The 24,642-nt window shown below is 47.0% G+C and carries 25 protein-coding genes; 10 read left to right on the top strand and 15 right to left on the bottom strand.

The features are described from left to right. Window positions 1-25: 25 nt before the first annotated feature. Together ACSTTO_RS00945 and ACSTTO_RS00940 are read left to right on the top strand one after the other, a co-directional pair. Entirely contained in the window at window positions 26-1,369 is a 1,344-nt protein-coding gene (locus tag ACSTTO_RS00945; protein ID WP_439271249.1) for a TolC family outer membrane protein, read from the top strand. Window positions 1,370-1,615: 246 nt separating this feature from the next. Next, a complete protein-coding gene (locus ACSTTO_RS00940; protein ID WP_439271229.1) occupies window positions 1,616-2,047 on the top strand; it encodes a GFA family protein in 432 nt (143 codons plus the stop codon). A 1,173-nt stretch (window positions 2,048-3,220) separates the two neighbouring features. Here the strand turns inward: ACSTTO_RS00940 and ACSTTO_RS00935 are convergent. The 5 genes from ACSTTO_RS00935 to ACSTTO_RS00915 all read right to left on the bottom strand — a co-directional run bounded on the left by ACSTTO_RS00935 (window position 3,221) and on the right by ACSTTO_RS00915 (window position 8,927). After that, a complete protein-coding gene (locus ACSTTO_RS00935; protein WP_439271228.1) occupies window positions 3,221-3,469 on the bottom strand; it encodes a hypothetical protein in 249 nt (82 codons plus the stop codon). Window positions 3,470-4,073: 604 nt separating this feature from the next. After that, window positions 4,074-4,940: a glycine betaine ABC transporter substrate-binding protein gene (locus tag ACSTTO_RS00930; RefSeq protein WP_439271227.1), complete on the bottom strand. Its 867-nt coding sequence runs from the start codon at window positions 4,938-4,940 to the stop codon at window positions 4,074-4,076. 128 nt (window positions 4,941-5,068) lie between these two features. Continuing rightward, window positions 5,069-5,983 carry an ABC transporter permease gene (locus tag ACSTTO_RS00925; protein WP_439271226.1) on the bottom strand — a complete coding sequence of 305 codons (915 nt, stop codon included), beginning with the start codon at window positions 5,981-5,983 and terminating at the stop codon, window positions 5,069-5,071. 20 nt (window positions 5,984-6,003) lie between these two features. Next, entirely contained in the window at window positions 6,004-7,209 is a 1,206-nt protein-coding gene (gene proV / locus ACSTTO_RS00920) for a glycine betaine/L-proline ABC transporter ATP-binding protein ProV (RefSeq protein ID WP_439271225.1), read from the bottom strand. Window positions 7,210-7,496: 287 nt separating this feature from the next. After that, a complete protein-coding gene (locus ACSTTO_RS00915) occupies window positions 7,497-8,927 on the bottom strand; it encodes a GGDEF domain-containing protein (protein ID WP_439271224.1) in 1,431 nt (476 codons plus the stop codon). A gap of 165 nt (window positions 8,928-9,092) precedes the next feature. Here ACSTTO_RS00915 and ACSTTO_RS00910 point away from each other — a divergent pair, with 165 nt between their 5' ends. Then, window positions 9,093-9,701, top strand: coding sequence for a TetR/AcrR family transcriptional regulator (locus ACSTTO_RS00910; RefSeq protein WP_439271223.1), 609 nt, complete (start codon window positions 9,093-9,095; stop codon window positions 9,699-9,701). After that, a complete protein-coding gene (locus tag ACSTTO_RS00905) occupies window positions 9,698-10,663 on the top strand; it encodes a DMT family transporter (RefSeq protein ID WP_439271222.1) in 966 nt (321 codons plus the stop codon). Before ACSTTO_RS00910 ends, ACSTTO_RS00905 begins: the two co-directional genes overlap by 4 nt. A 26-nt stretch (window positions 10,664-10,689) precedes the next feature. Here the strand turns inward: ACSTTO_RS00905 and ACSTTO_RS00900 are convergent, their stop codons facing one another. The 4 genes from ACSTTO_RS00900 to galE form a co-directional block, all read right to left on the bottom strand. Next, on the bottom strand, window positions 10,690-11,148 hold the full coding sequence (locus ACSTTO_RS00900) for a GyrI-like domain-containing protein (protein WP_439271221.1): 459 nt from the start codon (window positions 11,146-11,148) through the stop codon (window positions 10,690-10,692). Window positions 11,149-11,600: 452 nt separating this feature from the next. Then, a complete protein-coding gene (locus tag ACSTTO_RS00895; protein ID WP_439271220.1) occupies window positions 11,601-12,428 on the bottom strand; it encodes a methyltransferase in 828 nt (275 codons plus the stop codon). Between the two features lie 152 nt (window positions 12,429-12,580). Continuing rightward, window positions 12,581-13,564: a bile acid:sodium symporter family protein gene (locus ACSTTO_RS00890; RefSeq protein WP_439271219.1), complete on the bottom strand. Its 984-nt coding sequence runs from the start codon at window positions 13,562-13,564 to the stop codon at window positions 12,581-12,583. Between the two features lie 164 nt (window positions 13,565-13,728). Next, a complete protein-coding gene (gene galE, locus ACSTTO_RS00885; RefSeq protein WP_439271218.1) occupies window positions 13,729-14,739 on the bottom strand; it encodes a UDP-glucose 4-epimerase GalE in 1,011 nt (336 codons plus the stop codon). A 175-nt stretch (window positions 14,740-14,914) separates the two neighbouring features. Here galE and mazG point away from each other — a divergent pair, with 175 nt between their 5' ends. Continuing rightward, window positions 14,915-15,739, top strand: a complete 825-nt coding sequence (gene mazG / locus ACSTTO_RS00880; protein WP_439271217.1) for a nucleoside triphosphate pyrophosphohydrolase — start codon at window positions 14,915-14,917, stop codon at window positions 15,737-15,739. 31 nt (window positions 15,740-15,770) lie between these two features. Here the strand turns inward: mazG and ACSTTO_RS00875 are convergent, their stop codons facing one another. Together ACSTTO_RS00875 and ACSTTO_RS00870 are read right to left on the bottom strand one after the other, a co-directional pair. Then, window positions 15,771-16,376 (bottom strand): flavin reductase family protein, encoded by a 606-nt coding sequence (locus ACSTTO_RS00875; RefSeq protein WP_439271216.1) that lies wholly within the window; start codon window positions 16,374-16,376, stop codon window positions 15,771-15,773. A gap of 26 nt (window positions 16,377-16,402) precedes the next feature. Further along, window positions 16,403-16,996, bottom strand: a complete 594-nt coding sequence (locus ACSTTO_RS00870; protein ID WP_439271215.1) for a nitroreductase family protein — start codon at window positions 16,994-16,996, stop codon at window positions 16,403-16,405. A gap of 429 nt (window positions 16,997-17,425) precedes the next feature. Here ACSTTO_RS00870 and ACSTTO_RS00865 point away from each other — a divergent pair, with 429 nt between their 5' ends. After that, on the top strand, window positions 17,426-18,388 hold the full coding sequence (locus tag ACSTTO_RS00865; RefSeq protein WP_439271248.1) for an RgsD C-terminal domain-containing protein: 963 nt from the start codon (window positions 17,426-17,428) through the stop codon (window positions 18,386-18,388). Window positions 18,389-18,469: 81 nt separating this feature from the next. Here ACSTTO_RS00865 and ACSTTO_RS00860 read toward each other — a convergent pair whose 3' ends face one another. The 3 genes from ACSTTO_RS00860 to ACSTTO_RS00850 all read right to left on the bottom strand — a co-directional run bounded on the left by ACSTTO_RS00860 (window position 18,470) and on the right by ACSTTO_RS00850 (window position 20,880). Beyond that, window positions 18,470-19,246 carry an amino acid ABC transporter ATP-binding protein gene (locus ACSTTO_RS00860; RefSeq protein WP_439271214.1) on the bottom strand — a complete coding sequence of 259 codons (777 nt, stop codon included), beginning with the start codon at window positions 19,244-19,246 and terminating at the stop codon, window positions 18,470-18,472. Continuing rightward, window positions 19,243-19,923 (bottom strand): amino acid ABC transporter permease, encoded by a 681-nt coding sequence (locus ACSTTO_RS00855; RefSeq protein WP_439271213.1) that lies wholly within the window; start codon window positions 19,921-19,923, stop codon window positions 19,243-19,245. Before ACSTTO_RS00855 ends, ACSTTO_RS00860 begins: the two co-directional genes overlap by 4 nt. Window positions 19,924-20,100: 177 nt before the next feature. Next, window positions 20,101-20,880: an amino acid ABC transporter substrate-binding protein gene (locus ACSTTO_RS00850; protein ID WP_439271212.1), complete on the bottom strand. Its 780-nt coding sequence runs from the start codon at window positions 20,878-20,880 to the stop codon at window positions 20,101-20,103. 450 nt (window positions 20,881-21,330) lie between these two features. Between ACSTTO_RS00850 and ACSTTO_RS00845 the strand changes: the two genes are divergently transcribed. The 4 genes from ACSTTO_RS00845 (at window position 21,331) to ACSTTO_RS00830 (ending at window position 24,490) form a co-directional block, all read left to right on the top strand. After that, on the top strand, window positions 21,331-21,771 hold the full coding sequence (locus ACSTTO_RS00845) for an NUDIX hydrolase (RefSeq protein ID WP_439271211.1): 441 nt from the start codon (window positions 21,331-21,333) through the stop codon (window positions 21,769-21,771). 136 nt (window positions 21,772-21,907) lie between these two features. Continuing rightward, complete coding sequence (locus ACSTTO_RS00840; RefSeq protein WP_439271247.1) at window positions 21,908-22,609, top strand: SIMPL domain-containing protein; 702 nt, start codon at window positions 21,908-21,910, stop codon at window positions 22,607-22,609. 284 nt (window positions 22,610-22,893) lie between these two features. Next, on the top strand, window positions 22,894-23,682 hold the full coding sequence (locus ACSTTO_RS00835) for an ABC transporter permease (RefSeq protein ID WP_439271210.1): 789 nt from the start codon (window positions 22,894-22,896) through the stop codon (window positions 23,680-23,682). Between the two features lie 118 nt (window positions 23,683-23,800). After that, entirely contained in the window at window positions 23,801-24,490 is a 690-nt protein-coding gene (locus ACSTTO_RS00830) for an ABC transporter ATP-binding protein (protein ID WP_439271209.1), read from the top strand. Between the two features lie 25 nt (window positions 24,491-24,515). Here ACSTTO_RS00830 and ACSTTO_RS00825 read toward each other — a convergent pair. After that, the coding region (locus tag ACSTTO_RS00825) for a transposase (protein ID WP_439271086.1) at window positions 24,516-24,642 on the bottom strand (127 nt) is incomplete at its 5' end.

The following is a 24,642-nucleotide window of genomic DNA, read 5'->3' as shown; positions in this document are numbered from 1 at the left end:
AACCGTGGTCAATTTTCGCAAACAGATGTTAGCTGTTGCACTTTTAGCGAGCACGGTACTCGCACCGGCACCGGTTCTTGCGGAAACGCTGTTTGGAGCCATGCAGAAAGCGTATCACAACAACGCTTCTCTCAATTCATCACGCGCCGGTTTGCGCGCAACCGATGAAGATGTGGCCATTGCCAAATCCGGATACCGCCCGAATATTAACGGTACCTATAAATATGGCCGCAGCCGTGATGGGCTGAGAGATCTGTATTCAACCAGCGGCGAGGTTGGTATTCAGCTGAACCAGAGCCTGTTTGATGGTTTTCAAACAAAAAACAATGTAGCAGCCGCTGAAAGCAGGGTATTTGCCCAGCGGGAAAATCTGCGTAATGATGAACAAAACCGGCTTTTTGATGCCGTTTCAGCCTATATGGATGTTTATCAGAATCGTGAGATTGCTGCCCTGCGCCGCAAAAACCTTGCCGCACTGAATGAGCAGGTGCGTGCTGCCAAAGCGCGGCTTGATGTGGGTGAGGGCACCCGCACCGATGTGGCGCAGGCCGATGCGCGGCGCTCTGCAGCTATTGCCCAGCTTAATGCAGCCCTTGCCAATGTTAAATCGGCTGAAGCTGTTTATCAGCAGGTTATCGGTTCTGCGCCGGATAAATTGCAGGCAGCCAGGCCTGCGGGCAAATCCTTGCCAAAATCCATTGCTCAGGCTTATGCAATTGCCGAGAATACACATCCCGGAATCAAGGCCACTCAATATGCCATGGATGCGGCCGGACATAATGTGCAGGCCAAGCAGGGGGCTTTGTTGCCTCAGGTAAGCGCAGTCGCTTCTGCATCGCATTCCACAGTTTATTCAGGCCTGCCAATGGCTGGCAATGGTAATTCCGCATCTATCGGCCTTAATGTTACGGTGCCGATTTATTCCGGCGGGCGCAATTCCGCAACCGTGCGCAAATCCAAGGAAGAGCTGGGCAAGGCACGTATTGAGGTGGATGTTATTCGCGATAAGGTGCGGGCTGCTGTTGGTTCATCCTGGTCTCAGCTTGAGGCAGCCAGGGCTTCGGTTGTTGCCTATCGGGATGGCATCTCCGCTGCGCGTTTGGCGCTGGATGGTGTGATTGAAGAGCGCAATGTCGGCCAGCGCACCACGCTGGATGTGCTTAATGCACAAAACGATCTTATCAATGCGCAGATTTTGCTGGTTGAGGCAGAGCGCGATGTGGTTGTGGCAAGCTATGCTGTGCTCAATGCAGTTGGTCGCCTGACTGCCAAGCAAATCGGTCTGCAGGTGGCTGAATATAAACCTGAACAGCATTATGATGCTGTGAAAGATAAATGGATTGGCCTGCGCACACCGGATGGCCGCTGAAATTTATGAAAGCCTGCATTCAGGCAGCATGGTTTTTATTTTGTCCTGATCTTTGTAAAAGCGGCCTCTTTCAGAGGCCGCTTTTTTATTGATTGCGGTTTTAAAGGAAAATTGTGAGCGGCTGCTCTGAACGCTCAGAGCTGTAAATTTTAGTAAAAAATACAGGCTTCACAGCAAGTTGAGGTCTTATCTGTTCAAGAAAAGGATATTGTTATTTCAATAATTTCACAAAACGGGAGAATAAAAATGAGCGCAACAGATGAGGCGGTAAAAGGTGCCTGCCATTGCGGCACTGTGCAATTTCGCGTCAAATTAACAGATGGATTAAAAACAGCGCGGCGTTGCACCTGTTCTTATTGCCGGATGCGCGGTGCCATTGCTGTTTCTGCGCAGATTGGGGGTCTGGAAATTACCAGCGGGGAGGAAGCACTAACGCTTTATCAGTTCAATACCAAAACAGCCAAACATTATTTCTGCTCGGTTTGCGGAATTTATACACATCATCAGCGCCGTTCCAACCCGCAGCAATATGGCATTAATGCTGCTTGCCTTGAGGGTGTCAGCCCGTTTGATTTTGATGAAGTGATTGTAACAGATGGCATCAACCATCCTGCTGATGATAAAGCCGCTAACAGGCCGCCCTATATTGGCGTGTTGAAATATATTCGCTGCGTTTGATTTTGCGGATTAACCGCCACAATAAAAGCCTGAAGGCAAAAAAATTATTCTGTTCAAATGCAATCCGGCTTTTTAAAAATCAGCCTTTGCGCTTGAGCAGGATAAAAATAACGCAACCGGCAAGACCAAAAGCCATAACCGCCTGAATAAGAAATACCCATTGCAGCATATTCATAATGTCACCCTTGTTGCAGCCGGCATATTGATATGGCTTGCGCCGGATTTCTAACGATTGCCTGCGGGCACCGGTTTTGCCACGCTATCAGGCTGATCCGGTCAGCTTTTTAAAAATGCTTTAGCATTGATTGGTATGATTGTCAGTATTCCAAGGCCATATTCTGCTCGTTTGAGCATTATCAGACATTATAAAAAGGCGAATACTTCTTGATGCGGTTTTATACGGGGCGTGTAAAGCACCTAAACAGATGGCATGTTCCGGACGCTTGCGGGCACTGAGTGCATATTCTCAAAGTTGTATCCGGAACTTAATAATATTAAGCCAGATGATCGTTTCTTAAAAGCACAAAAAACAGAATCTGAAAGAAAATCGCGAGATAAATTTGTGGTATTCGACTCGCGATTTTTATTTTTGAAAATCAAATAAAATTTAATATAGATGTTCTTTAAAAATATATTTTTCCATGAAGTTAATATTAAAACAATAATTTAAATATTACTCGTTGTCGTTTCCGCTATTGTTGCCACTATTATTACTACCGGTGTTATTACCATTATTATAGCTATTTCTGACACTTGACGTTATGTTGTTATAACGATTACCCCGCAAACCTATAGCGAGCGGAATGCCGGTACTTACCCCACCGATCAAAGCAGTTGTAGCCGCATTGATAATGCTGCCCTCTGCAGCGGAATATTCAGATATTAGTTTGCTATTTTTTCTGGAATAAAGACGAAAGGTTTTAATATTTGTAATTGTCGGGGAGGTTCCGTTTCCGTTGGAGGCCACAGATATGACATCCTGGTAAACAGATCCGTTATTTAACGTATATGGCGGAAGAACTTTAGTTTCAGAGTGAGCACATCCATATAATAATAAACATGTATATAAGAGTAAATTTTTAATGAGATTAAAACCATTTCTATAAAACGCCTCATATTTAAAATATAAGGCGTTTATATTTGCTGAAAAATAATTATTTGTTATAAAATTATTTAGCTATGTTGATTGTTATTGCCACCGGTATTATTTGTTCCGCTATTATCGCCACTATTATTACTACCGTTATTATTTCCGTTATTACCTGAATTCCCGCCATTGTCGGCCAGAATAAGATTATGTGTGCTCTGTTGAATTGCAGTATTTTTCAATGCGGAATAAGATGTTTGGGCATTTGCGTTGGCAGCATATGGCACTGCTACGAACGCGAGTGAAAAAATAGCCGCTTTAAAATAAGTGTTCATCGTATCACCTCAATTTATTATATAAATGATTACATTGATTAATATATTAGGTAATTCTAAATAATGCTACCCTAATAAATTGGTGCGATAAAACTATTCTGATAAGCGCAATATCTCGCATCCGGTTTTGGAGCAGCCTTAATTAAGATTGATCGTGTTTCAGGTATATAGCATATATATTGAGATTCTAGGCGCAGCGGAACGTCATGGTTAGGTGGAGAGAATTTTGGGTTCTGCATCTCAGCAAAATTGGACAGGCACTGATTGAGAAGAAAGTGATCATCCCGATATTGTTCTTACCTGATATCATTCTTACCCGATATCATTTTTGTAAGCTTTTGCTAAAGCGTTTTGGCTATAGCGGTTTAGCCGTAAGAAACGGCTTGATTGCCGGTTATTTGAGGTCTGTAAATAAAAAATCACTGCCTTCAAATCAATAAAGGCAGTGAATAACATGGAATTCAAACCACAAATTATTTTATGCGTATGCGGTTTCGGCCGTTTGGTTGGAATTAAGACACTCTGATGGTTTGTTTTATCTTTGTTTTATCTTATAGCAAACAGGATAAACCAGCCCGTGTTTCAGATTACTCTAATGGAGCGCTTATTCCGACAGCCATTCTTTGATGCGATCGGGATTATCGGCAATATATTTTTCAACAGCCTTATCATAGGACGTTTCCTGTGCCTCAAACATTGCCTTTTCAAGGTCATCAAGCGGAATATTCATCTTTTCCAGCAGGGAGGCAACTTTTGGATTGTCCTCTTTAAAACCTTTGCGGGCAAGGGCATTAACATGTTCTGCAGCGCCTAATGCGCCTTCAGGATCTTCCAGATAGCGCAGTTTATATTTGCCAAACATCCAGTGCGGGCTCCAGGCCGTTGCAACAAACCAGCCATCAGAACGGGTGGCGCGGTCAACAGTTGTGAGCATTGCCGCCTCACTGGAAATCTGTAATTTATAATTAAGCCCGTATTTCTTGATTGCTTCTTCCGAAAGGCGGGTAAGACCTGCACCCGGATCAATGCCCTGAATTTGTCCTTTCAGCTTGTCATGAATATCGGCTTTTTTCAGATCTTCGATGGATTTAATATCGCTTTCCGGCACATAGGCAGGCACAACCCAGCCAAGTTTTGCGCCTTCATAAAGCGGCCCAAGATCTTCCACCTTGTCTTTGACGCGCTTGTAATAATCAGCATGTGTTTCCGGCAGCCAGGCCATCATCATGGCATCCAGATCACCACGGCTTACACCCTGATAAAGCGGCGCAACATCGGTTTGCACCAGTTCAACTTTTTGATCCAGATTATCCTGAATGAGTTTTGCGGCAAGTTTGGTAACAAATTCAGCGTCAGACCACGGAGCCCAACCCAGTTTAACCACTTTGGCATCTCCGGCAGCGAGTGCCGAAGTTGCTACAGTTCCTGCCAGCAAGGCCACCAGGCTTAGACGTGTCAGTTTCCCGAACATATCTTCTCCTCTCAGGTTAAAAGCATGTTCTCCCCAAACATTTGTTATTTGAGGCAAAATCATGCGTGGTAATAAAGCAGAGTGCATATATATGCGCTGCAAGCGCGTGCGCTCTTTACGGCTCTTTCTTAAACTTCCCGCTTATGCAGCGGTGATGCGCCTTGTGCGGCATCCGTCTGCGGGCGCTTTATCAAGCTGCGCAAACAGCGCAGCAAGCCCGGCCTCGATTTACCGAAACTTTGTGTGATACGATCCAGCACAACAGCCAGAATAACCACAGCCAGGCCGCCCTCAAATCCGGTGCCCACATCAAGGCGCTGAATGCCGGTGAGCACAGTATTGCCTAATCCGCCTGCACCAATCATGGATGCAATGACCACCATGGATAAGGACAGCATGATGGTTTGGTTGATGCCGGCCATAATGGATGGCATGGCATTGGGTAATTGCACCTTGAACAGCAATTGTTTGGCTGTACAACCAAAGGCAAGCCCCGCCTCAACAAATTCTTCATGCACCTGACGGATGCCAAGATTGGTTAAACGTACAACCGGCGGCATGGCAAAAATGACCGTTGCAATTGTGCCGGGCACCGCACCAAGACCAAAAAACATTGCCGCCGGAATGAGATAAACAAATGCAGGCATGGTTTGCATCAGGTCGAGGGCAGGGCGGATCAATGATGCAAGCGTTTCATTACGCGCCATGCCAATGCCAAGCGGAATGCCAATAATAATAGCAATAATAGTCGCTGCCAAAACCAGCGACAGGCTCTCCATCGTGCCTGACCACAGCCCCATATGATTGACAAGCGCAAGGGCAAGAGCAGTAAAGAGCGCAAATTTCCAGCCCACGCGCCACAGCGATAACAGGCTCAGAATAGTGATACCGGCAATTGCGGGTATGGCAAGCAAACCGTCCTGAATGCCATTGGTAATAAAGCCGATTATGGCGGCAATCATATCCAGCGCCGGTGTGAAGTGGTCGAGAATATAATTCACCACGATATCGGCGCCTTTACCGATACTGAAATTCATATCCATATTTATCCGTCCGTTTCAGCTCAACCGGCGCGGTCGAGCGTTTCCAGTAATGCCGACTTTGAAATTGCGCCGACATATCTGTGTTTTTCATCAACAACCGGAACCGGCCAGCGGCTTTCAGCAACGCGGCCAAGCACGTTGGAAAGCGGTTCGCTTGCTTCAATAGGCGTGATATCGCTTAAAAATGCTTCTCTGTAAGGGTGGGGCGATTTGTTCTTGACCTTGTCAACCAGACTGGCCTGACTGATCATGCCATGATAGGTACGGTCACGCCCGACAATAACGGCAATGTCGCGCCCTGTTGTTTCCATCTGCTCCAGTGCTGAAGCTGCAGCGACACCCTGACGGTCTATAATGGTCAGCAGGGTTTTGCGCGCCACATCTCCGGCGGAAAAAACATGTGAAACATCCACATTCTTAAAGAATGAACGCACATAATCATTCGCAGGACTGGAAACAATCTCGTCCGGAGTGCCAACCTGCACAACCTTGCCATGCTGCATAATGCAGATACGGTCACCAATGCGCATAGCCTCGTCAAGATCGTGGCTGACAAAAATAATGGTACGGCTGTTTTCAGCCTGCAGGCGGATAAGCTCATCCTGCATTTCCGTGCGAATAAGCGGATCAAGCGCGGAAAAAGCCTCGTCCATCAGCAGAATTGTCGGCTCATTTGCCAGCGCCCGGGCAAGGCCGACGCGCTGCTTCATGCCGCCAGAAAGCTGATCAGGCATACTATAGGCATATGGCTCAAGACCGACTGCGCCAAGGGCTTTCATTGCACGTTCATGGCGCTCAGATTCAGCCATGCCGGCCACCTCAAGGCCGAAGGCGGCATTCTTGAGAACATTGCGATTGGGCAATAAGGCAAAAGATTGGAAAACCATGCTCATATCACGGCGGCGCAGCTCAATCAGCTCGCGCTTTGACATTTGCGTAATATCGCGCCCATCAACGGCAATCGTGCCGGAAGTAGGCTCAATCAACCGGTTGAGCAGGCGAAGAAGTGTGGATTTACCGGAGCCCGACAACCCCATGATGACGAAAATCTCGCCATCCATAATTTCAAAGCTGGCACCATCAACACCAATTGTGCAGCCTGTATCTTTGTGAATCTCAGTTTTGCTTTTTCCGGAACGCAATTGATTCATTGCCCGATCCGGCTTGTCACCAAAGATCTTATAAACATCTTTTAAGGATAGTTTAGGCTTCTCTGATGTGCTCATACTCTCTTCAACTGTATAAACTGACATATAAAAATATTAACCCTGCCGGATATGGCAGACCTATTCTCCTTTTAATGTTTTAATACATTAAACAACATTATTTTACGTATCACTATACTTTAAGATTACGCAAAAAATTGCTGCTTAATTAAATTTGATTTCCGCTTTATATGATATTTTCGCAAAAAAGTCTACCCGCACAATTTTGCCGCCACACTGTGGCAGCAAAATTGCAGGGAAAACCGGTGGCGAACTTGTTAAAAATACGCGATAAATTTGCAGATATTTTATGCAAAAACAGTTGCGATTTCAGTGCGGTTACGCCCGTTTTGCTTAGCCTTGTAAAGCGCCTGATCCGCAGCCTCAATAAGATGATTATAATCAGGATGTCCGTTAAATACGGATACCCCGATGGATAAGGTAACCGACAGAACGGAGCCATCGGGCAGGGTGAGGGGCTGGCTTTCAATGCGTTTTCTTAAACGCTCTGCATTCTCAACCGCGCAAGGCTGATCTGCCTCAATCAGGATTATCAGAAACTCTTCACCGCCATAGCGAAACACAAAATCGCTTGAGCGGCTGCAGGAGAGAATAATTTCCGCAACCTGCTGCAAGATATGATCACCGCTGCTATGACCGTAACTGTCATTGATAATTTTAAAATTATCAATATCCAGCATCATCACACCCAGATTGATATTATTTTTAGTCGCCATTTTAACTTCTCTGGAAAGTATGGATGGCAAAAAGCGCCGGTTCAGCGTGCGTGTTAACGGGTCACGACCGGTTTCCAGCGCCACAGCACTTTGAAACAGCTCAGAGAGCAAGAACTTCATTTCATTGGTTTTGTTTTTTAATACCTCAATCAGCGTGCTGATATCACGGGCAGCCTGCTGGCACTGTCCGGCCATATCCGGCAATAATTCATTATCAATATATCGGACCGTTTCACGCAGGCTTTGCAGTGCCGGTGCCCCTTGAAAAATAATATCACCCTTATGATGCAGCCAGAGGCCAAAGTCAGAAGCGGCGAGGGTGGGCAGGATTGTATCGGGTTTGTTACTGTACAGGCTAAACAAGACCAACTGGCTCCATTCCATCAGCGCCGCGCGTTGGGTCTCACGCTCCAGAGACATATCCTGACTGAGCGCAAAAACACGATAAGCCTCATCCGTTTTAGCGTCGCTCTTGGTATTGCTGACAAAAGCCTGACTCATAAATTCAATGGCAATATCAATGATATTATTGACATAGGCTGAAAGCTGCTCAAAATCAGCGCGGTTTAAATTCTGGTTTTGTAACTGTTTGATAATTTCATTTTCCAGAATTCTTGCGCCCTGCATGACCAGATGGATGGGCACCTGAATGCGGGCATGCACAGCGCCGATTTTTCGTTGCTCGGCAACAAAATCCTCAACATTTGCCATGCGCTCAACAAATAACCGGTATAACCAGCCACGCATGGAATGACGCAGACGATCATGTACAATTTCCTGTGACAGGAAGGGCGTGGCTTCTGTATTCTGCAACAAACGGTCGTAGAAAATGCCAACCAGCCGCTCCTTGTTCCCATTAATCAGGGCGGCGAGTATCTTTGTCTGGCTTTCGGATAAATTTTGCCCCAGTTGAACCCATTCCAGTTCTGAAGGGCTGATTTCTGCATTAAAATTATGGAGTGTCTGGCCAGTTATAACCGGATTTAAAGTTGATTTTTTCATGCCCCGCACTCCGTTTAATGCATATTACAAAATTAACATATTAAGAAAATATGATTATTTCATAAATGTTTCTGTCGGCGCAATTTTTCAATGAAAATGGCATTGACCGGAGAGATCCTTTTACATAAAAATATGTAGACCGGTCTGTATATTTTGGACAAAGTCATGTCAAGAACCGTCGCCACATCACCAAAACCAAGCGCGCGGGAGCGTCTGCTCAATGCTGCCGGTGTTTTATTTTATAATAATGGTATTCACGCCACCGGCATTGATATGATTATTGCCAGGGCAGGCGTGGCTAAAATGAGCCTGTATAATAATTTTGCTTCCAAGGCTGAGCTTGTTGAGGCTTTTATTGAATACCGGCATCAGGAATGGCTGGGTCTGTATGCGGCGCGGCTGCAACAGGCACACACATCTCAGGAGCGGATTCTTGCGGTGTTTGATGCTTATATTGATCATGCAGATTATGCTTATGAGCGTGGTTTTCGCGGTTGCGGCCTGCTTAATACGGCGGCTGAATTAACCGCGGGGCAACAGGGCAGGGAGCTAATCCGCCAACATAAGCAAGAAATTGAAGATATTTTGCAGAAGCATCTGCATGAGTTTCGCACAGGTACAGGCAGCAAACTTACCGAAACGGTTATTGTTGAGGTAGCTGAGCATCTTGCCTTTCTCCTTGAAGGTGCAATCACCAAGGCAGGGCTTGAAGGCAATAGCCGGCGTGTTAAACGCGCAAAACGCCTTGCAAAAAATATGCTGGCGGCTTTATGAGCAATATTTCCGCCGTGCCAACCAAACATCACGGTTTGGGTATTGTTTGTGTGCTTATTGCTTCTTTTCTATGGGGAACAACCGGCACAGCGGCAACTTTTGCCCCTGAAGTAGGGCCGTTGGCTATTGGTGCGGCGGCAATGGGGCTGGGCGGGTTATTGCAGGCTTTTCTTGCCCTGCGGCAGATGAAATATCATGCCGCAACTTTACGCAAATACTGGCTTGTTACCGGTTTTGGTGCCGTTTGTGTGGCCATTTATCCGCTGGCTTTTTATTCTTCCATGTATCTGGCCGGCGTTACTGTGGGCACGGTTGTCACCATTGGTTCTGCGCCGCTTTTTTCCGCTTTAACAGAGCGGCTGGCAGATGGCAAAGCACTGAGCCGCCAATGGCTTATGGCCTGTATTCCGGGGTTGTGCGGCATTGTTTTGCTGGTTTTTTTTGGCGGCAGGCATCATAGCGAATTTGACAATGCTACATTCTGGGCGACATTCTGGGCATCATTCTGGCAGGAAGCGGCCGGTGTTCTTCTGGGGCTTGCAGGCGGGCTGACCTATGCGCTTTATGCCTGGGCTGCGCATCGCCTGATTACTAAAGGCATTGCTTCCAAGGCTGCTATGGGGGCAATTTTCGGGGCAGGCGGCCTTTTGCTCATGCCGGTTTTGATTATGACCGGCGGCGCATTGCTCAATTCATGGAACAATGCTGCCGTTGGCGCCTATATGGCGCTTGTGCCCATGTTCACCGGTTATCTGCTGTTCGGTTATGCACTGGCGCATATATCAGCCAGTACTGCCACCACAATAACACTGACAGAACCGGTTATCGCAGCCATGCTGGCTGTGTTGATTGTGGGGGAGGCGCTCTCACCACTTGGCTGGCTTGGTGCTGTGCTGGTGGTTTGCTGCCTCATCATTCTGTCAGCACCGCACAAGCCTGCCACAGACGCAAAAGCCAGATAAAAGGCAGATATGCAGCAAATAATGCACTAGCGTGACAAGCCAAACTGGATTTCTATATGATGAAAGGTTGAGCCCGCGCCGTTCCAACCATGGTAAATTTCACGGCTTTCACCGGAAAACTCATGCCGCGACATTTCAATTTCCTCAACAAGTGGTGCATAGCCTTGTGTAAAAAGTGTGCGCAATGAGCCATAATGATCACGCTTTGCCACAATAACTGGCTCCAGATGCAAAAGTTCCAGATCACCTTTATAATTATCCGTTTTTTCTATAGGGCAGCATATTTGCCAGTTAAACAGGCTCTTGCTGTTTTTGGGTAAATGATGTGCAATAAACAACCATGGCCCGGATTTCTGCAAATTATGACGGGCAATGTCACGCTCAATCACCGGCGCATATTCGGCGGCAGCGGCCTTAACCTGCGGTATTGCAAGCCTGCGTCTTATGGTTAAAACCCACATTTCCGGCGTTTCAATAATCTGCATGATTTGCTCCTTATAATTCCAAAGAGCTAAAACCGCTTTAGTTTACAGGCAACAGATTTGTAAGAATATTTTTCTTATTAGATAAATTAAATGGCTAATATGGGAAAAATATTGCTCTGAATTGAATGGCAAGGCCGCAAAATAAGCACCGTAAGCCATTCAGCTACGGAGCCGGCTTTCTTCGTGCGATCTTCGTGCGATTTGAAGAAAGCAGAAAGCAGTTTGAACAGGGCATGAGCTGCCAAATCTGTCGCATCTCTCATTAGCCCAAGTGTCGCATCTGTATATTGCTGTTATAAAATCAAATCACATAAGATAGATTATGGAACTAATTGATATAAAATACCAGCCGCAGAGCTTATATAACAAATCTTATTCGTGTTAAGCTCTGCGGTCTTGCATAATTTAACAGCTTTGCGGCTTATCAGAGCCGTGCGTTCTGGTTGCGGGATTTATGCCTTGCGCGCAATATAAAGATGACCGGCAACCGGTTTGCCTTGTTCGTTACGAACTGTGATATCCGTCACGCGCAACATTGTCATACCATGGCTTGCCAGCAAATTTTCAACATAGCTGCGCTGATGGGCAAAACGCTGATGTGGCCCCACAGTAAAATCACAGCCGGCAAAATCCTCATCATTCAGTGTTTCGCTGGAAAAAGCGAAAATGCCGTTGCGGTTGAGGTTAAGCGGAATTTTTGAAAAAAACGGTTCCAGATCACCCATATAAGGCAACACATCGGTGGCGATGATTATATCCCATGCCGGAGCATCGGTTTTATCCAGAAAATTCACTGCTTCAGCAACATAGAGCAGATGATAATCACCTTTCTCATCGGCAATGGCGATCATATTTTCAGCAAGATCAACACCGGTGCGGTGCTCGGTCATTTCAAACAGCGCATCCGCGCCAAGGCCGGTTCCGCATCCCAGATCAAGCATGCGGGCATAATGCGCATCAGGGTCAATTTCCTCCAGCTGATCAGCCAGTTGCAACGGCACATCATAGCCAAGCTGATCAACAAGGATCGTGTCAAACATTTCTGCATGCTGGTCAAACAGCGTTACCACATAGGCCACAGGCGCACCATGAACAGGCACCGCACCGCGCCCCATACTTGCCAAACGCACTGCCACGCCGCCGTGATCATCCGGATCAATTTCCAGCACTTTTTTATATGCCGAGGCAGCAGCATCAAAATCGCCGGATTTTTCAAGCCTCAATGCTTCATTATAGGCCTGTTCCAGTGCATCTTCATCAAATGGCGGCGTTGCGGGCATATTTTATGGTCTTTCGTTTTAAAATTACAGGCATAAATCAGGTTTTATGCCGTTTATAAGGCGCTTATAGAGGGATTTTCAGCAAAGTGATACAAAGATTTTGGCACATAAATGCCCCTGACAGGAGAGGGCAAGCCCCCTCACCTTGCCAGCTAAAGCCCCTGCTTTGTCACCTGTGCCTCTTTGCTCTGTGCCGCATAGCGGCGCGCCATAAATGCGCAGGCCATCAGCTGTATCTGATGAAAAATCATCAATGGCAGCACGATTGTTCCCACCATTGCAGCGGGAAAAATAACCGCCGCCATAGGTGCACCGCTGGCAAGGCTTTTTTTGGAGCCGCAAAAGATAATGGTGATCTGATCTTCCCTGCTAAAGCCAAGAACCTTGCTGATAAAACCTGTAAACCACAAAATAAAAGCCAAAAGCCCCACATTAATGGCAATCATCATTGTCAGATCATGGCCGGAAACTTTTGTCCAAAGCCCCTGTACCATAGCCTCACTGAAAGCGAGATAGACCACCATCACAATCGAACCGCGATCAACAAGCCCCAGCATTTTATTATTGCGGCGGATAAATCCACCAATCCATGGCTGCAAGATCTGACCAAGCACAAAAGGTGCAAGCAATTGCAACAGGATAGATTGCAAAGCATCCAGAGAAATTCCTGATCCGCCAGTTGTTGTAAACAACAGGCCGACCAAAAGCGGCGTTAAAAACATGCCAATAATATTGGAAGCAGAGGCAGATACGATTGCAGCAGGTACATTGCCTTTGGCAATTGAGGTAAAAGCAATGGAAGACTGCACAGTGGAAGGCAGCACACAAATAAACAGGATACCGGCATAAAAGGCAGAAGCTGACAGGCCGGGTATAACCCAGCCAAGCGTCAGACCAATCAGCGGAAACACTGCAAAAGTAATCATAATCACCACAAGATGCAGCTTCCAATGCACAATACCCTGCATAACGGCCTGCCGTGAAAGCCTTGCACCATGCAGAAAAAAGAGCAGGCCGATAGCAATTTTTGTTGCCAGACCAAACCAGTAGGCCGCCTGCCCCTGAACAGGCAAAACCGATGCAACAAGAATTGCCAGTATAAGTGTGGAGATAAATTTATCAGGCAGAAAACGCATAAACCCAATCGCTTCTCATTGCCGGATCTTTAAATTCCCGGTGCCTTAAGCAGCAAGAACCATGGTGAAATCCGCAAGACAGAGCAGAGTGCGGCTTGTCATTTATTTTCCCATCAAACCGCGTTTTCAATGTCTTTGCCAGCCCTGCCAGGCATCACACATATTCACGCATTATAGCCATCGGGGTTTTTGGACTGCCAGTTCCACATATCGGCACACATTTCCCGCAGGGTTTTCTGCGCACTCCAATCAAGCAGCTCTTTGGCATGGCTCGGATCGGCATAGCAGGCTGCCACATCGCCCGGACGGCGCGGCGCAATCTCATAAGTGATTTTGCGGTTGGAAACATGCTCAAAGGCTTTGATCACATCAAACACGCTATAGCCCTCGCCGGTACCGAGATTAACCGCCATACATTGCGGTTCTTCGAGTCTTGCCAAGGCTTTCAGGTGTCCTTCTGCAAGATCTGTCACATGAATATAATCGCGCACACCTGTGCCATCCGGTGTAGGGTAATCATTGCCCCAGATGCTCAGTTTTTCACGGCGGCCTGTGGCAACCTGCGCAATAATCGGCATCAGATTGTTGGGTATGCCTTTCGGATCTTCTCCGATCAGCCCGCTTTCATGTGCGCCGACAGGGTTGAAATAACGCAGAATGGCGATTTTCCATGTCGGGTCGCTCTGATAGAGATCGCGCAGCATTTCCTCAATCATCAGCTTGGTGCGGCCATAGGGATTTGTTGCTGAAAGCGGATGTTTTTCATCAATCGGCAAATGCAAAGGATCGCCATAAACAGTAGCAGAAGAGGAAAAAACCAGCTTTTTAACGCCAACCGTACGCATAGCCTGCAACAGGCGCAATGTGCCAAGCATATTGCAATCATAATAATAAAGCGGCTTTTGCGTGGATTCCCCCACGGCTTTTAAACCGGCAAAATGAATGACGGAATCGCAATTATAGGCCTGCAAAACCTTTTCTATAAATTCACGATCGCGGATATCACCGGTTTCCCGCTTTGGCATGCAACCGGTAATTTTCTCAATCCGTTGAAAAACCTCCGGATGGCTGTTATCAAAATTATCCACCACAACAACATCGTGGCCGGTTTCCAGCAGACGCACACAAGTGTGGGATCCGATATAGCCGGCACCGCCGGTTACTAAAATCGCCATTTACTTTTCTCACTTTTGCAACAAACCATTCCTGTCGGTTTTAGCGCATTCCGGTTTTTCAAATTTTAGGCTTTTAAAATGCCCTTGAAATGCCTTGGCACAGGAGATTTGTTTTATGGCACCTGTTATGACAAATATCCATAGACATTTTAATAAGCGCAGACAGGAATCGAATATGCAACCTTCCCGCGATATTCAAACACTTTTAAATATTATGATTGCGCTGCGTGATCCTGAGACCGGTTGCCCATGGGACGTGGAACAGGATTTCAGCACAATCGCTCCCTATACGCTGGAAGAAGCCTATGAGGTGATAGACGCGATTGAGCGCAATGATATGGATGATTTGCGTGAGGAACTGGGCGATCTTTTGCTGCAGGTGGTGTTTCATGCACGCATTGCACAGGAAAAAGGCAGTTTTGATTTTGGCCATGTGGTTGAAGCTGTTACCACAAAAATGATCCGCCGCCACCCGCATGTTTTTGGTGATGAGGAGGCGCGCGCGGCAGGCATGGCCAAAGGCGCATGGAACCGTATCAAGCAAATTGAGAAAGATGAGCGCGCGGCACGTCGCGCGGCACTTGGCCTTGAAACCACAGATAAAAAAGGCTTTCTCGATGATGTGCCAACTTATGTGCCTGCACTTGTCAGTGCTTTGAAATTTCAGCAAAAAGCCGCCCGTGTTGGCTTTGACTGGGCAGAGGCAGCCCCTATTGCGGATAAGATTGCCGAAGAAATGCAGGAATTGCGCGAAGCAATGAAAAAACAGGATCGCGCCAATATTGAGGAGGAATATGGCGATTTGTTATTTGCCATGGTCAATCTTGGCCGGCACCTTGAGCTGGAGCCGGAAATGGCGCTGCGTGCCGCCAATGAGAAATTCCGCCGCCGCTTTCACCATATTGAGGATGCATTGGCAGAAAACGGCAAAACACTGGATGGCGCAACACTGGATGAGATGGAAAATTTGTGGAACAAGGCGAAACAAGCCGGAAAATAAGGATTATTCCGGCCTGTTTCGCTGTGCAGCCTTACTTATTCCATTTGGGGCGAAACATCTCATAAACCTGATCAGTGGTGGCGAAATCCATATATCCAAGGCGTGACACCGGTTTTGAACGGGTAATATCAATGCGCCCGTCAACCAGAATATGCTCATCAATATGCACGCCAATAATCTCGCCAATCACCATATAAGTATCAGCCGGTTTGCCGTTGATGCCCGCCAGTTCACGTATATCAACGGCCACACATTCCAGCGAAGCATAGGCTTCCCTGACGCGGGGCGCCTTGATCAGGTTTGAAGGGGCAGGTGTCAGGCCTGCATAGTCAAATTCACTCACGCCACGCGGGGCATCCACAGCGGTTGCATTCATCTGCACCCTGAGATGATCGCCCACCATATTGGCGGTAAATTCCCGCGTCTCCTCCGCAAAGGCCACGCTGTCCTTATAGCCTGTGGAGCAAAACATCACCAAAGGCGGCACATCACATATCACATTGAAAAATGAGTAGGGAGCCAGATTGAGCGCCCCCTCTCCTGAACAGGTGCCGATCCAGCCGATCGGGCGCGGGGTAACAATGGCTTTTAGCGGATTATGCGGCAGATTATGCCCGTTTTTCGATTCATAAAACATGAGAAACTATGCCTCTTTCGCGGTGATCAGCCCTCAAAAGGCCCCTGATATTCAGACACCAGAGCCTGCAATTGCGGACGCGGGCGATCTGGTGCGGCGGCTTTAGCCGTGCCGATATGCACAAAACCCGCCACACGCTCATGTGGCGCAAGGCCAAGCAGCCGCCTGCCCTCCTCATCACCGGAATACCAGTTGGTAATCCAGTTGCTGCCATAGCCAAGCGCATTGGCAGCATTGCAGAGCTGCATGGCCGCACAGCCGGCAGAAAGTAATTGCTCCCATTCCGGAATCCGGTCTGTATCACGCGGGCTGCAAATAACACCAATAACCAGCGGCGCACGGGAAAATCGGCTCAGTTCCTGTTCGCGGCGGCTATCAGAAAACTCCTCATTATTCTCTTCTGCGCGTTGTTGTGCGCGTTTTGCAAGATATTCCCCTGCCCTTATTCGCGCATCCCCGCGATAGAGAATAAAGCGCCACGGATTAAGCTTGCCGTGATCCGGCACGCGCGCGGCAATGGTCAGAATCTGGTGCAATTCGCTTTCTGAAGGTGCGGGCTCTGTAAGGCCAACAATCGGGGTTGAACTGCGGCGGTTAAAGAAATCAATCAGATCTGACACTTTGTATCCTGTCTTTTTCTGTGCTGCATTTGCATTTTGCCGGGCTGGGTAAAAAATTGCACCAGATGCTGATAACACCGGATGCCAATAGCGCAAAGTGCTGTTTTTCACCTCTAGCCCTGCATTTTAGGCAAGTTATATGTGCTTTTAATCACAGGTGATGATATTTTAATGAATCAAAGCCTTGAAAATGCCTTTACCTGCGGCCAAACCATAGGACAGAAAATTTAAATTTCAAATGAGCACCGGTTTATGAAATTCAGATCAGTTTTGCCAGTCATTACCGCAGCCGGAAATATCAGAACAGGCCGTTTGACATGCCGGTATCTGCCGCTGGCTGCAGGCATAGTCTTTGCAGCTTTTCTGAATGGTGCCTATGCGCAGGATAATGCAGCACAGCAATTATTGGAGCCAAATGGCAAATTCTCCATGCGCGTTGTGCCGGGCGCGCAATTTGATAAACTCCAATTGCCGAAAATTTCTGTGCCTGGTGGCGCAGAACAAAAGGATGGCGCTTTTCCCGAAGCCTCTCCCTTATCGGCCACACCAAGCATTACGCCTTATGCCGACCCGCGCGCCCCGCAAAATGCGCCATTGGCCAATGAGCATGAGCTGACACTGGATGCACAACTGACAGCAGAAAGCAGCGCCCTGCAAAAAGGGCTGGTATGGCGGGTTTTCTCTCCCGAGCCAAATGAAGACGGCAAATTGCCCTTAATTGCAACAGCAAGCGGGGGCTCGGCAAATTTTGCCCTGCCGCAAGGCAGCTATCTGGTACATGTCAGTTTTGGCCGTGCAGGCGCTACCAAGCGCATTAATATGCGCAATGCCAACCGCCATGAAAAAATGATCCTTGATGCCGGTGGTTTGAAGCTGAGCGCCAAATTGCCCAATGGCCATGAGATTTCTGACAAGTTTTTGCGCTTTTCCATCTATGAAAATGAAGATGAGGGTTCGGAACGCTCGCTGATTGTGCCGGATATAAAACCCGATACGATTGTGCGCCTTAACAGCGGCACCTATCATGTGGTTTCCAAATATGGCAATGCCAATGCAATAATCCGGGCTGAAATTGTTGTAACACCCGGCAAATTGACAGAAGCAACCGTTGAACATAATGCGGCGGAAATTACGCTTAAACTTTTGCGCGACCGTGGCGGCGAGGCGCTGGCCGATACATCATGGTCGGTTGTCAACACCAATGGTGATATTGTCTATGAAAGCGTGAGCGCCTATGCATCATTGGTGCTGGCTGCCGGTGATTATATCGCCGTGGCCAAAAATAAAGACCGCCTTTATCAGCATGAGTTCACGGTTGAATCCGGCAAAAATGAAGATGTTGATGTTTTTGCCAAGGCGGAGAATGAAGTGGACAGTGATCAGGTTGATTGAGCGCTGCTTTTTTGAAGCACTTCAGCCATTCAGAAATTTGCCGCAATGCCCCCGCCTTTTGCAAACAGGCGGTTATTGCCGCTAAATCCCTGCCCCTTGAATAAAGCCCTGTCCTTCCTGTGTCAGCGTGTTGACAAAACGTCTTGTGCGCTCTTCCTGCGGTGAGCGGAAAATATCCTGTGCCGTGCCGCGTTCAATAATCACACCATCATCAATAAACAGCACATCCTGGGCAATGCGCGAGGCAAGCCGCAAATCATGCGTAACCATCACCATGGTTGTACCCTCTCTGGCCAGTTGTGCCAGCACATCCACCACCTCACCGGAAAGCTCCGGATCAAGCGCCGAGGTTGGTTCATCACACAGTAATATTTGCGGTGACGGCGCCAGCGCCCGGGCAATGGCCACGCGCTGCTGCTGCCCGCCGGAAAGTGTGGCCGGCCAGGCATCGGCCTTTTGCGCCAGCCCCACTTTTTCAAGCAATTGCATGGCACGGGCACGTGCCTTTTCTTTTGGCCATTTTTGCACTGTAATCAGGCCTTCCGTCACATTTTCAATCACGGTGCGGTGCGGAAACAGCTGAAAATTCTGAAACACCATGCCCGAATGGCGGCGGATTGTGTGAATTTCTTTTTGGCTGATTTTGCGATGCGGCGCAAAATCCAATGCATCGCCGTTGATTTCAATACGGCCGGAAGTCGGTATTTCCAGAAGATTGAGACAGCGCAAAAGCGTGCTTTTGCCTGCTCCCGACGGACCGATAAAGGCTGTGACACTGCGCTGCGCAATCGTAAAGGAAATATCCTTGAGCACCTTATGGTCGCCAAATGTTTTGACAATATTTTTCAGAGCGATCATGCGCGTGTCTCCAGAAAACCACCATAGCGTTTAAGGCGTGTTTCAAGGCGGGTTTGCAAATAGGATAATACCGAGCTTAGCGCCAGATAGAGCAATGCAGCCTCAACATAAAGCACAAGCGGCTCATAGGTAACAGCAACAATGCGCTGCGCCACCTGAAACATTTCCGGCACGGTAATGGCTGCGGCAAGGGATGTATCCTTAACCAATGAAATAAAACTGTTGGATAAGGGCGGCACGGCATTGGGTGCAGCCTGTGGCAGAATGGTGCGCCGCATTGCCTGCCCCCAGCTCATGCCTGTGGCATAGGCAGCCTCCCACTGGCCTTTTGGCACCGCAACAATAACACCCCGGAAAATTTCAGACGAATAGGCGCCGATGCTCAGCGTAAAACCGATCAGGGCAGCGGGAAAAGCATCCAGCGTAACACCAAGGCTTGGCAAGCCGTAAAAGATAAGAAACAACTGCACCAGCAAGGGCGTGCCACGGATAATCCAGACATAAAAATTAACAATGGCCGCAACAGGACGCGGTGCAAACAAACGCAGCAGAGCCACAACCAAACCAAGAGAGATGCCAAACGCAAAGGATAATAATGTCAGGGGAATTGTAAAAAGCAGAGCCGCCCATAATAAAGGTGCAAGCGATTGCAGCATAAGCGATAAAATGTCAGACATTGACAGATCCCCGACAAATATTCAGCATTAAGGCTCAATGTGCCCGATGCAGTATGAAAAATAAAATTACAATTTGCAGCCGCTTATTTTTACAGCCCATATTGGGAAAAAGGCAGGAAAAAAACCGGCGATTACAGATCGCCGGTTGTGCCTTTATCCGATAACAGGCCAAACAGCTTATTTGGAAACATCCGCACCGAAATATTTTTCGGAAAGTTTGGCATAGGTGCCATCAGACTTGATCTCTTCCAGCGCCTTATTCACTGCCGCAAGAAGATCATCTTCCCCTTTGCGCAACAAAACACCTGATTTATCAGCGTCTTCCAGTTCAGCGACAATCACAAGCGGCACGTCCGGCTTTTGTTTTTTAAAATCAAGAAAAGAAAGACTGGCATTAACAGTTGCCTCAGCCCTGCCGCTTAACACCAGCTGCACCGATTGATCAAAACCGTCATTGGCAACAATTTCCGCACCATATTCACGGGCGATTTTGCCGTAATTGCTGCTAAGCGATTGTGCCGATTTGCGCCCTTTCAGATCTTTAAAGGATTTGATGTCATTATTGCCGGTTTTAACAATCAACACGGCCTTGGAGGCAATATAGGGCTCGGAAAAATTATATTTTTTCTGACGTTCCGGTGTGATCCCCACCTGATTGATCACCGCATCATAACGGTTGGCATCAAGTCCGGCAATGAGACCATCCCATTTGCCTTCCAGAAATTTGGCTTCAACACCAAGACGTTTGGCAATCTCCTGCCCGATTTCCACGTCAAAGCCAACCAGCTTACCGTCTTTATCATGATAGGTAAAAGGGGCATAAGTGCCCTCAGTACCGATTTTCAGCACCCCTTCTGCCTTGATGCGATCCAGCGCCGCATCAGCAAAAGCATGACCGGAGATGAGTACCGCGGACTGTAAAACACCCGCAGCAATGATCGATTTTAACCAGCTCATTTATCGTATCCTTTTGTGTCATAGCTGTTGCCAGCAAACAATCAAGGCAGGTTCTTAAAACTGCCGTTCCAGCCTCTCCGGATGATATTCACTGCCGGATCTGATATTTTCAAGATGTCATAACCTGCGGTGCCGTCACAGATATATTTCCGCGTCTCACAGTTTATTGTGAGAAAATAAATTTCCAATTTTATTGAAATGCACAAAAACATGCTTCACAGCACAGTGATAAACTGGTTGTGAAAAAATCTATTTTATAAAAGCAGCATGATTGAATATGCATTTGCAACAAAATCACAATTTGCGGATTTTTCCGGCAGGGAGTGCAGATTTTTGTTCAAATCACGTTATAGTGCAAAAATCATTCACCTCCCCTTCATCTTGCCCCCGCTACAAAGAGCGGGTGTGTTCTTATGATGAGCCCCGTCAGCTTCAGGAATTTTTATAATAATGTCTGTATCTGTACAGTCTCAGTCGTCAAAAACCATTCATATTGCCGCGGCAATCTTGATGGCACCCGATGAACGTATTTTATTGGTAAGAAAGGCCGGCACATCGGCTTTTATGCAGGCTGGTGGCAAAATCGAAGCAGGAGAAACACCTGTTGCCGCTCTGCAGCGCGAATTGCAGGAAGAACTGGGATTAACCATTACGAATAATGAACCACATTATATCGGCCATTTTTCTGCACCTGCCGCCAATGAACCGGGCTTTACGGTGCAGGCAGAAATTTTTCGTATTATGCTGCAACAACCGGTGCAGAAAGCTGCGGAAATTGAAGAAATTATCTGGGTCGATCCGCTAAAGCCTGCAAAAGTAAGACTTGCACCTTTGACAGAAAATTATTTAATTCCGCTATGTAAAGAGTTTCTTCTCAATGGCAAACAATAAATAAATTGTCTGTTTTTTGCCGCAAAACATCCGCAATCCGTTGGAATAAAGAGTTTATTCTGTTTATTTATCAGGAGATATCATGACCAACCGTAAAACCGCCGCCCTTTTTGCTTCCGCATTTCTTGCATTTTCCATGGCTGCAACTGTTGCACAGCCTGTGTTTGCTCAGGAGAATAAAGTGTCAGAAAAACAGCAGGCTTTTATTGTGGTCAATGGTGAAGGACAGGCTCATATTGCTCCCGATATGGCTATTCTTGATCTGACAGTGCTGCGTGAGGCCAAAACCGCCCGTGAAGCACTGACAGATAATAATAAAGCGATGACGCAGGTTCTCGCCGCTATGAAGGAAGCCGGCATTGAAGACCGTGATTTGCAGACATCCGGTATTAATATTCAGCCGGTTTATACCTATCCGAATGATAAGAACGGTTTGAAAGCACCTAAAATTACCGGCTATAATGTAACAAATGGCCTGACCGTACGCGTGCGCAATCTTGAAAAGGTTGGGGATCTTCTGGATAAATCTATTGATCTTGGGGTTAACCAGAGTGGCGGCCTGCGTTTTGTCAATGACGATCCTTCTGCGGCATTGACTGAAGCCCGCAAGAAAGCAATGGAAAACGCTCTGGATAAGGCAAAAACCCTGTCAGAGGCAGGCGGCGCCAAACTTGGCCGTATTTTGGAAATAAATGAATATTCCAGCATGCCGCGGCCGGTTCCTATGGCAAGGGGCGATATGATGGCTGTTAAAGCACAGGCTGAATCCGTGCCTGTTGCTTCCGGCGAGAATAGCTATAATGTAAGTGTGACGGTTAAATTTGAGCTTACGCAATAAAAATTACCAATCAAGCTGACAGATAAAACCCTGCCGCCGGCAGGGTTTTTATTTTATACTTGGCATCCTGCATAAAGGCACACATCACAAAAAACTGTCATGTGTGAGATTTTTTCATCAGATATGTCAAATTTAAATATTGCTATCCTGTAAAAACATTCACATTAGTAAGAACTAATTAGAATTTAAACCCGATATTTCATATCTGCAGAAACCCTCGTATTCTTTGCTGGAAAATCTTGCATAGTTTGTAAAAAGCGCATCAAAAACAAAGAAAGTTATGCATGTCAAATTTAAAGACCGGCCTGACTGATTTGCTCAACAGTTTGGCTCATTTTCGTTTGTGGCTCATGTTAGGATGGTTGGAAATACGCCAGCGTTATGTACGTTCTCGCATAGGCCCATTCTGGATGACAATCAGTATGGGCGTAATGATCACATCGCTGGGGGTCGTATACGGTAATTTATTTGGCGCAGAATTACGCGACTATCTTCCGGCGCTTGCAGTTGGTTTTGTCTTCTGGGGCTTTATTTCCGGCACTATCAGCGAGGGTTGTAATTCTTATGTTGCTGCCGGCGCCTATCTCAAACAAGTTCCACTTAATCGTGCTGTTTTTTGCTTGCAAACTTTATGGCGCAATCTGATTATCTTTGCCCATAATGCAGTTATTATTTTGATTGTCCTGATCTACTTTGGATACGATTTTTACAGTGAGATCTATCTGTTTATTCCGGGCTTTCTGTTATTATTATGGAACCTGCTCTGGATTTCCACATTATTGGCAACGATTTGCGCCAGATACCGCGATCTCCATCAGATTGTCGCAAGCATATTGCAGGTTTTCTTTTATATCACGCCAATCCTGTTCAAGCGTAATATGCTTGAACAATATCCTTTGCTTATTGAGTTAAATCCGTTTGCGCATTTTCTTGAAATTGTTCGCAGCCCGCTTTTAGGCCAGCCTGTTCCGGCTCTAAGCTGGATTTTCAGTCTCAGTGCAGCAATTATAGGCACATTGATCTGTCTGTGGTTTCATGGGCGTTACCGTGCACGCATTCCTTATTGGGTATGAATGCGCTCTTTAACCTGAGAAAATATATGCAAAAATTATGAGGCAGTCATCCATGTCATTTGCGCAAGCAGTAAATCTCTCTGTAGATATGCCAATTTATGAACTGTCCGGCAGATCAATGAAAATGCAGCTTCTCAATAAGGTAAGCAGCGGGCGTATTAATGCCGATGCAACCGGTGTGACTATTGTAAAAGCCTTACGCAATATCAGCTTTGAGGCACGCGACGGTGACAGAATTGGCCTTATTGGCCGCAATGGCTCCGGAAAATCCACACTTTTGCGAGTGATAGCCGGTATTTACGAACCTTCGGCAGGACAAATGAAGGTGGACGGAAAAGCTGTTGCGTTACTAGAACTTGGTCTTGGCATGGATGAAACCCTGACAGGATACCAGAATATTCGCTTGCGAGGCATGCTTTTAGGTATGACGCCGGCTGAAATTGAGAAAAAAACACCAGAAATTGCCGAATTTACAGATCTTGGTGATTATTTACATTTGCCTTTACGCACATATTCTTCCGGTATGCGCGTGCGTCTCGCCTTCGCTATTTCAACAGCAATTGAAACTGAGTTATTATTATTGGATGAAGTGATCGGCGTTGGCGATGCTGCTTTCATTGAAAAGGCTGATGCCCGGCTAAAATCCTTTCAGGAAAAGGCGAATATCGTATTTCTTGCGTCACATTCTGATCATCTGATTGCTGATATGTGCAACAAGGTGATGTGGCTCGATGGTGGTGAGTTGCGGTTTTTCGGCGATGTGGATGAGGGGCTGAAATTATACAGCGACTCTTATCATAACCATTAAAGCCGGTTCAGGCTAAGCTCAGGACTCATTGATTTAGCCAGAAGATGACGGTTGCAGCGATGCAGATGGCGGAGAAGAAGGTGTGCGCGCATCGGTCGTAGCGAGTATGGATGCGTCGCCAGTCTTTGAGTTTTCCGAACATATTCTCAATT

Source organism: Pseudochrobactrum albidum (assembly GCF_051851455.1).
In the GTDB taxonomy this organism is placed as follows: Bacteria; Pseudomonadota; Alphaproteobacteria; order Rhizobiales; family Rhizobiaceae; genus Pseudochrobactrum.
The sequence above is the reverse complement of the archived record's forward strand: the minus strand, read 5'-3'. Positions and strand labels throughout refer to the sequence as shown.

Bases quoted from the DNA above. Each gene is read 5' to 3' on its own strand.
- ACSTTO_RS00945 (WP_439271249.1), top strand. From the start codon at position 26: ATGTTAGCTGTTGCACTTTTAGCGAGCACGGTACTCGCACCGGCACCG.
- ACSTTO_RS00940 (WP_439271229.1), top strand. From the start codon at position 1,616: ATGAGCGCAACAGATGAGGCGGTAAAAGGTGCCTGCCATTGCGGCACT.
- ACSTTO_RS00935 (WP_439271228.1), bottom strand. From the start codon at position 3,469: ATGAACACTTATTTTAAAGCGGCTATTTTTTCACTCGCGTTCGTAGCA.
- ACSTTO_RS00930 (WP_439271227.1), bottom strand. From the start codon at position 4,940: ATGTTCGGGAAACTGACACGTCTAAGCCTGGTGGCCTTGCTGGCAGGA.
- ACSTTO_RS00925 (WP_439271226.1), bottom strand. From the start codon at position 5,983: ATGGATATGAATTTCAGTATCGGTAAAGGCGCCGATATCGTGGTGAAT.
- proV (WP_439271225.1), bottom strand. From the start codon at position 7,209: ATGAGCACATCAGAGAAGCCTAAACTATCCTTAAAAGATGTTTATAAG.
- ACSTTO_RS00915 (WP_439271224.1), bottom strand. From the start codon at position 8,927: ATGAAAAAATCAACTTTAAATCCGGTTATAACTGGCCAGACACTCCAT.
- ACSTTO_RS00910 (WP_439271223.1), top strand. From the start codon at position 9,093: ATGTCAAGAACCGTCGCCACATCACCAAAACCAAGCGCGCGGGAGCGT.
- ACSTTO_RS00905 (WP_439271222.1), top strand. From the start codon at position 9,698: ATGAGCAATATTTCCGCCGTGCCAACCAAACATCACGGTTTGGGTATT.
- ACSTTO_RS00900 (WP_439271221.1), bottom strand. From the start codon at position 11,148: ATGCAGATTATTGAAACGCCGGAAATGTGGGTTTTAACCATAAGACGC.
- ACSTTO_RS00895 (WP_439271220.1), bottom strand. From the start codon at position 12,428: ATGCCCGCAACGCCGCCATTTGATGAAGATGCACTGGAACAGGCCTAT.
- ACSTTO_RS00890 (WP_439271219.1), bottom strand. From the start codon at position 13,564: ATGCGTTTTCTGCCTGATAAATTTATCTCCACACTTATACTGGCAATT.
- galE (WP_439271218.1), bottom strand. From the start codon at position 14,739: ATGGCGATTTTAGTAACCGGCGGTGCCGGCTATATCGGATCCCACACT.
- mazG (WP_439271217.1), top strand. From the start codon at position 14,915: ATGCAACCTTCCCGCGATATTCAAACACTTTTAAATATTATGATTGCG.
- ACSTTO_RS00875 (WP_439271216.1), bottom strand. From the start codon at position 16,376: ATGTTTTATGAATCGAAAAACGGGCATAATCTGCCGCATAATCCGCTA.
- ACSTTO_RS00865 (WP_439271248.1), top strand. From the start codon at position 17,426: ATGCGCGTTGTGCCGGGCGCGCAATTTGATAAACTCCAATTGCCGAAA.
- ACSTTO_RS00860 (WP_439271214.1), bottom strand. From the start codon at position 19,246: ATGATCGCTCTGAAAAATATTGTCAAAACATTTGGCGACCATAAGGTG.
- ACSTTO_RS00855 (WP_439271213.1), bottom strand. From the start codon at position 19,923: ATGTCTGACATTTTATCGCTTATGCTGCAATCGCTTGCACCTTTATTA.
- ACSTTO_RS00850 (WP_439271212.1), bottom strand. From the start codon at position 20,880: ATGAGCTGGTTAAAATCGATCATTGCTGCGGGTGTTTTACAGTCCGCG.
- ACSTTO_RS00845 (WP_439271211.1), top strand. From the start codon at position 21,331: ATGTCTGTATCTGTACAGTCTCAGTCGTCAAAAACCATTCATATTGCC.
- ACSTTO_RS00840 (WP_439271247.1), top strand. From the start codon at position 21,908: ATGGCTGCAACTGTTGCACAGCCTGTGTTTGCTCAGGAGAATAAAGTG.
- ACSTTO_RS00835 (WP_439271210.1), top strand. From the start codon at position 22,894: ATGTCAAATTTAAAGACCGGCCTGACTGATTTGCTCAACAGTTTGGCT.
- ACSTTO_RS00830 (WP_439271209.1), top strand. From the start codon at position 23,801: ATGAAAATGCAGCTTCTCAATAAGGTAAGCAGCGGGCGTATTAATGCC.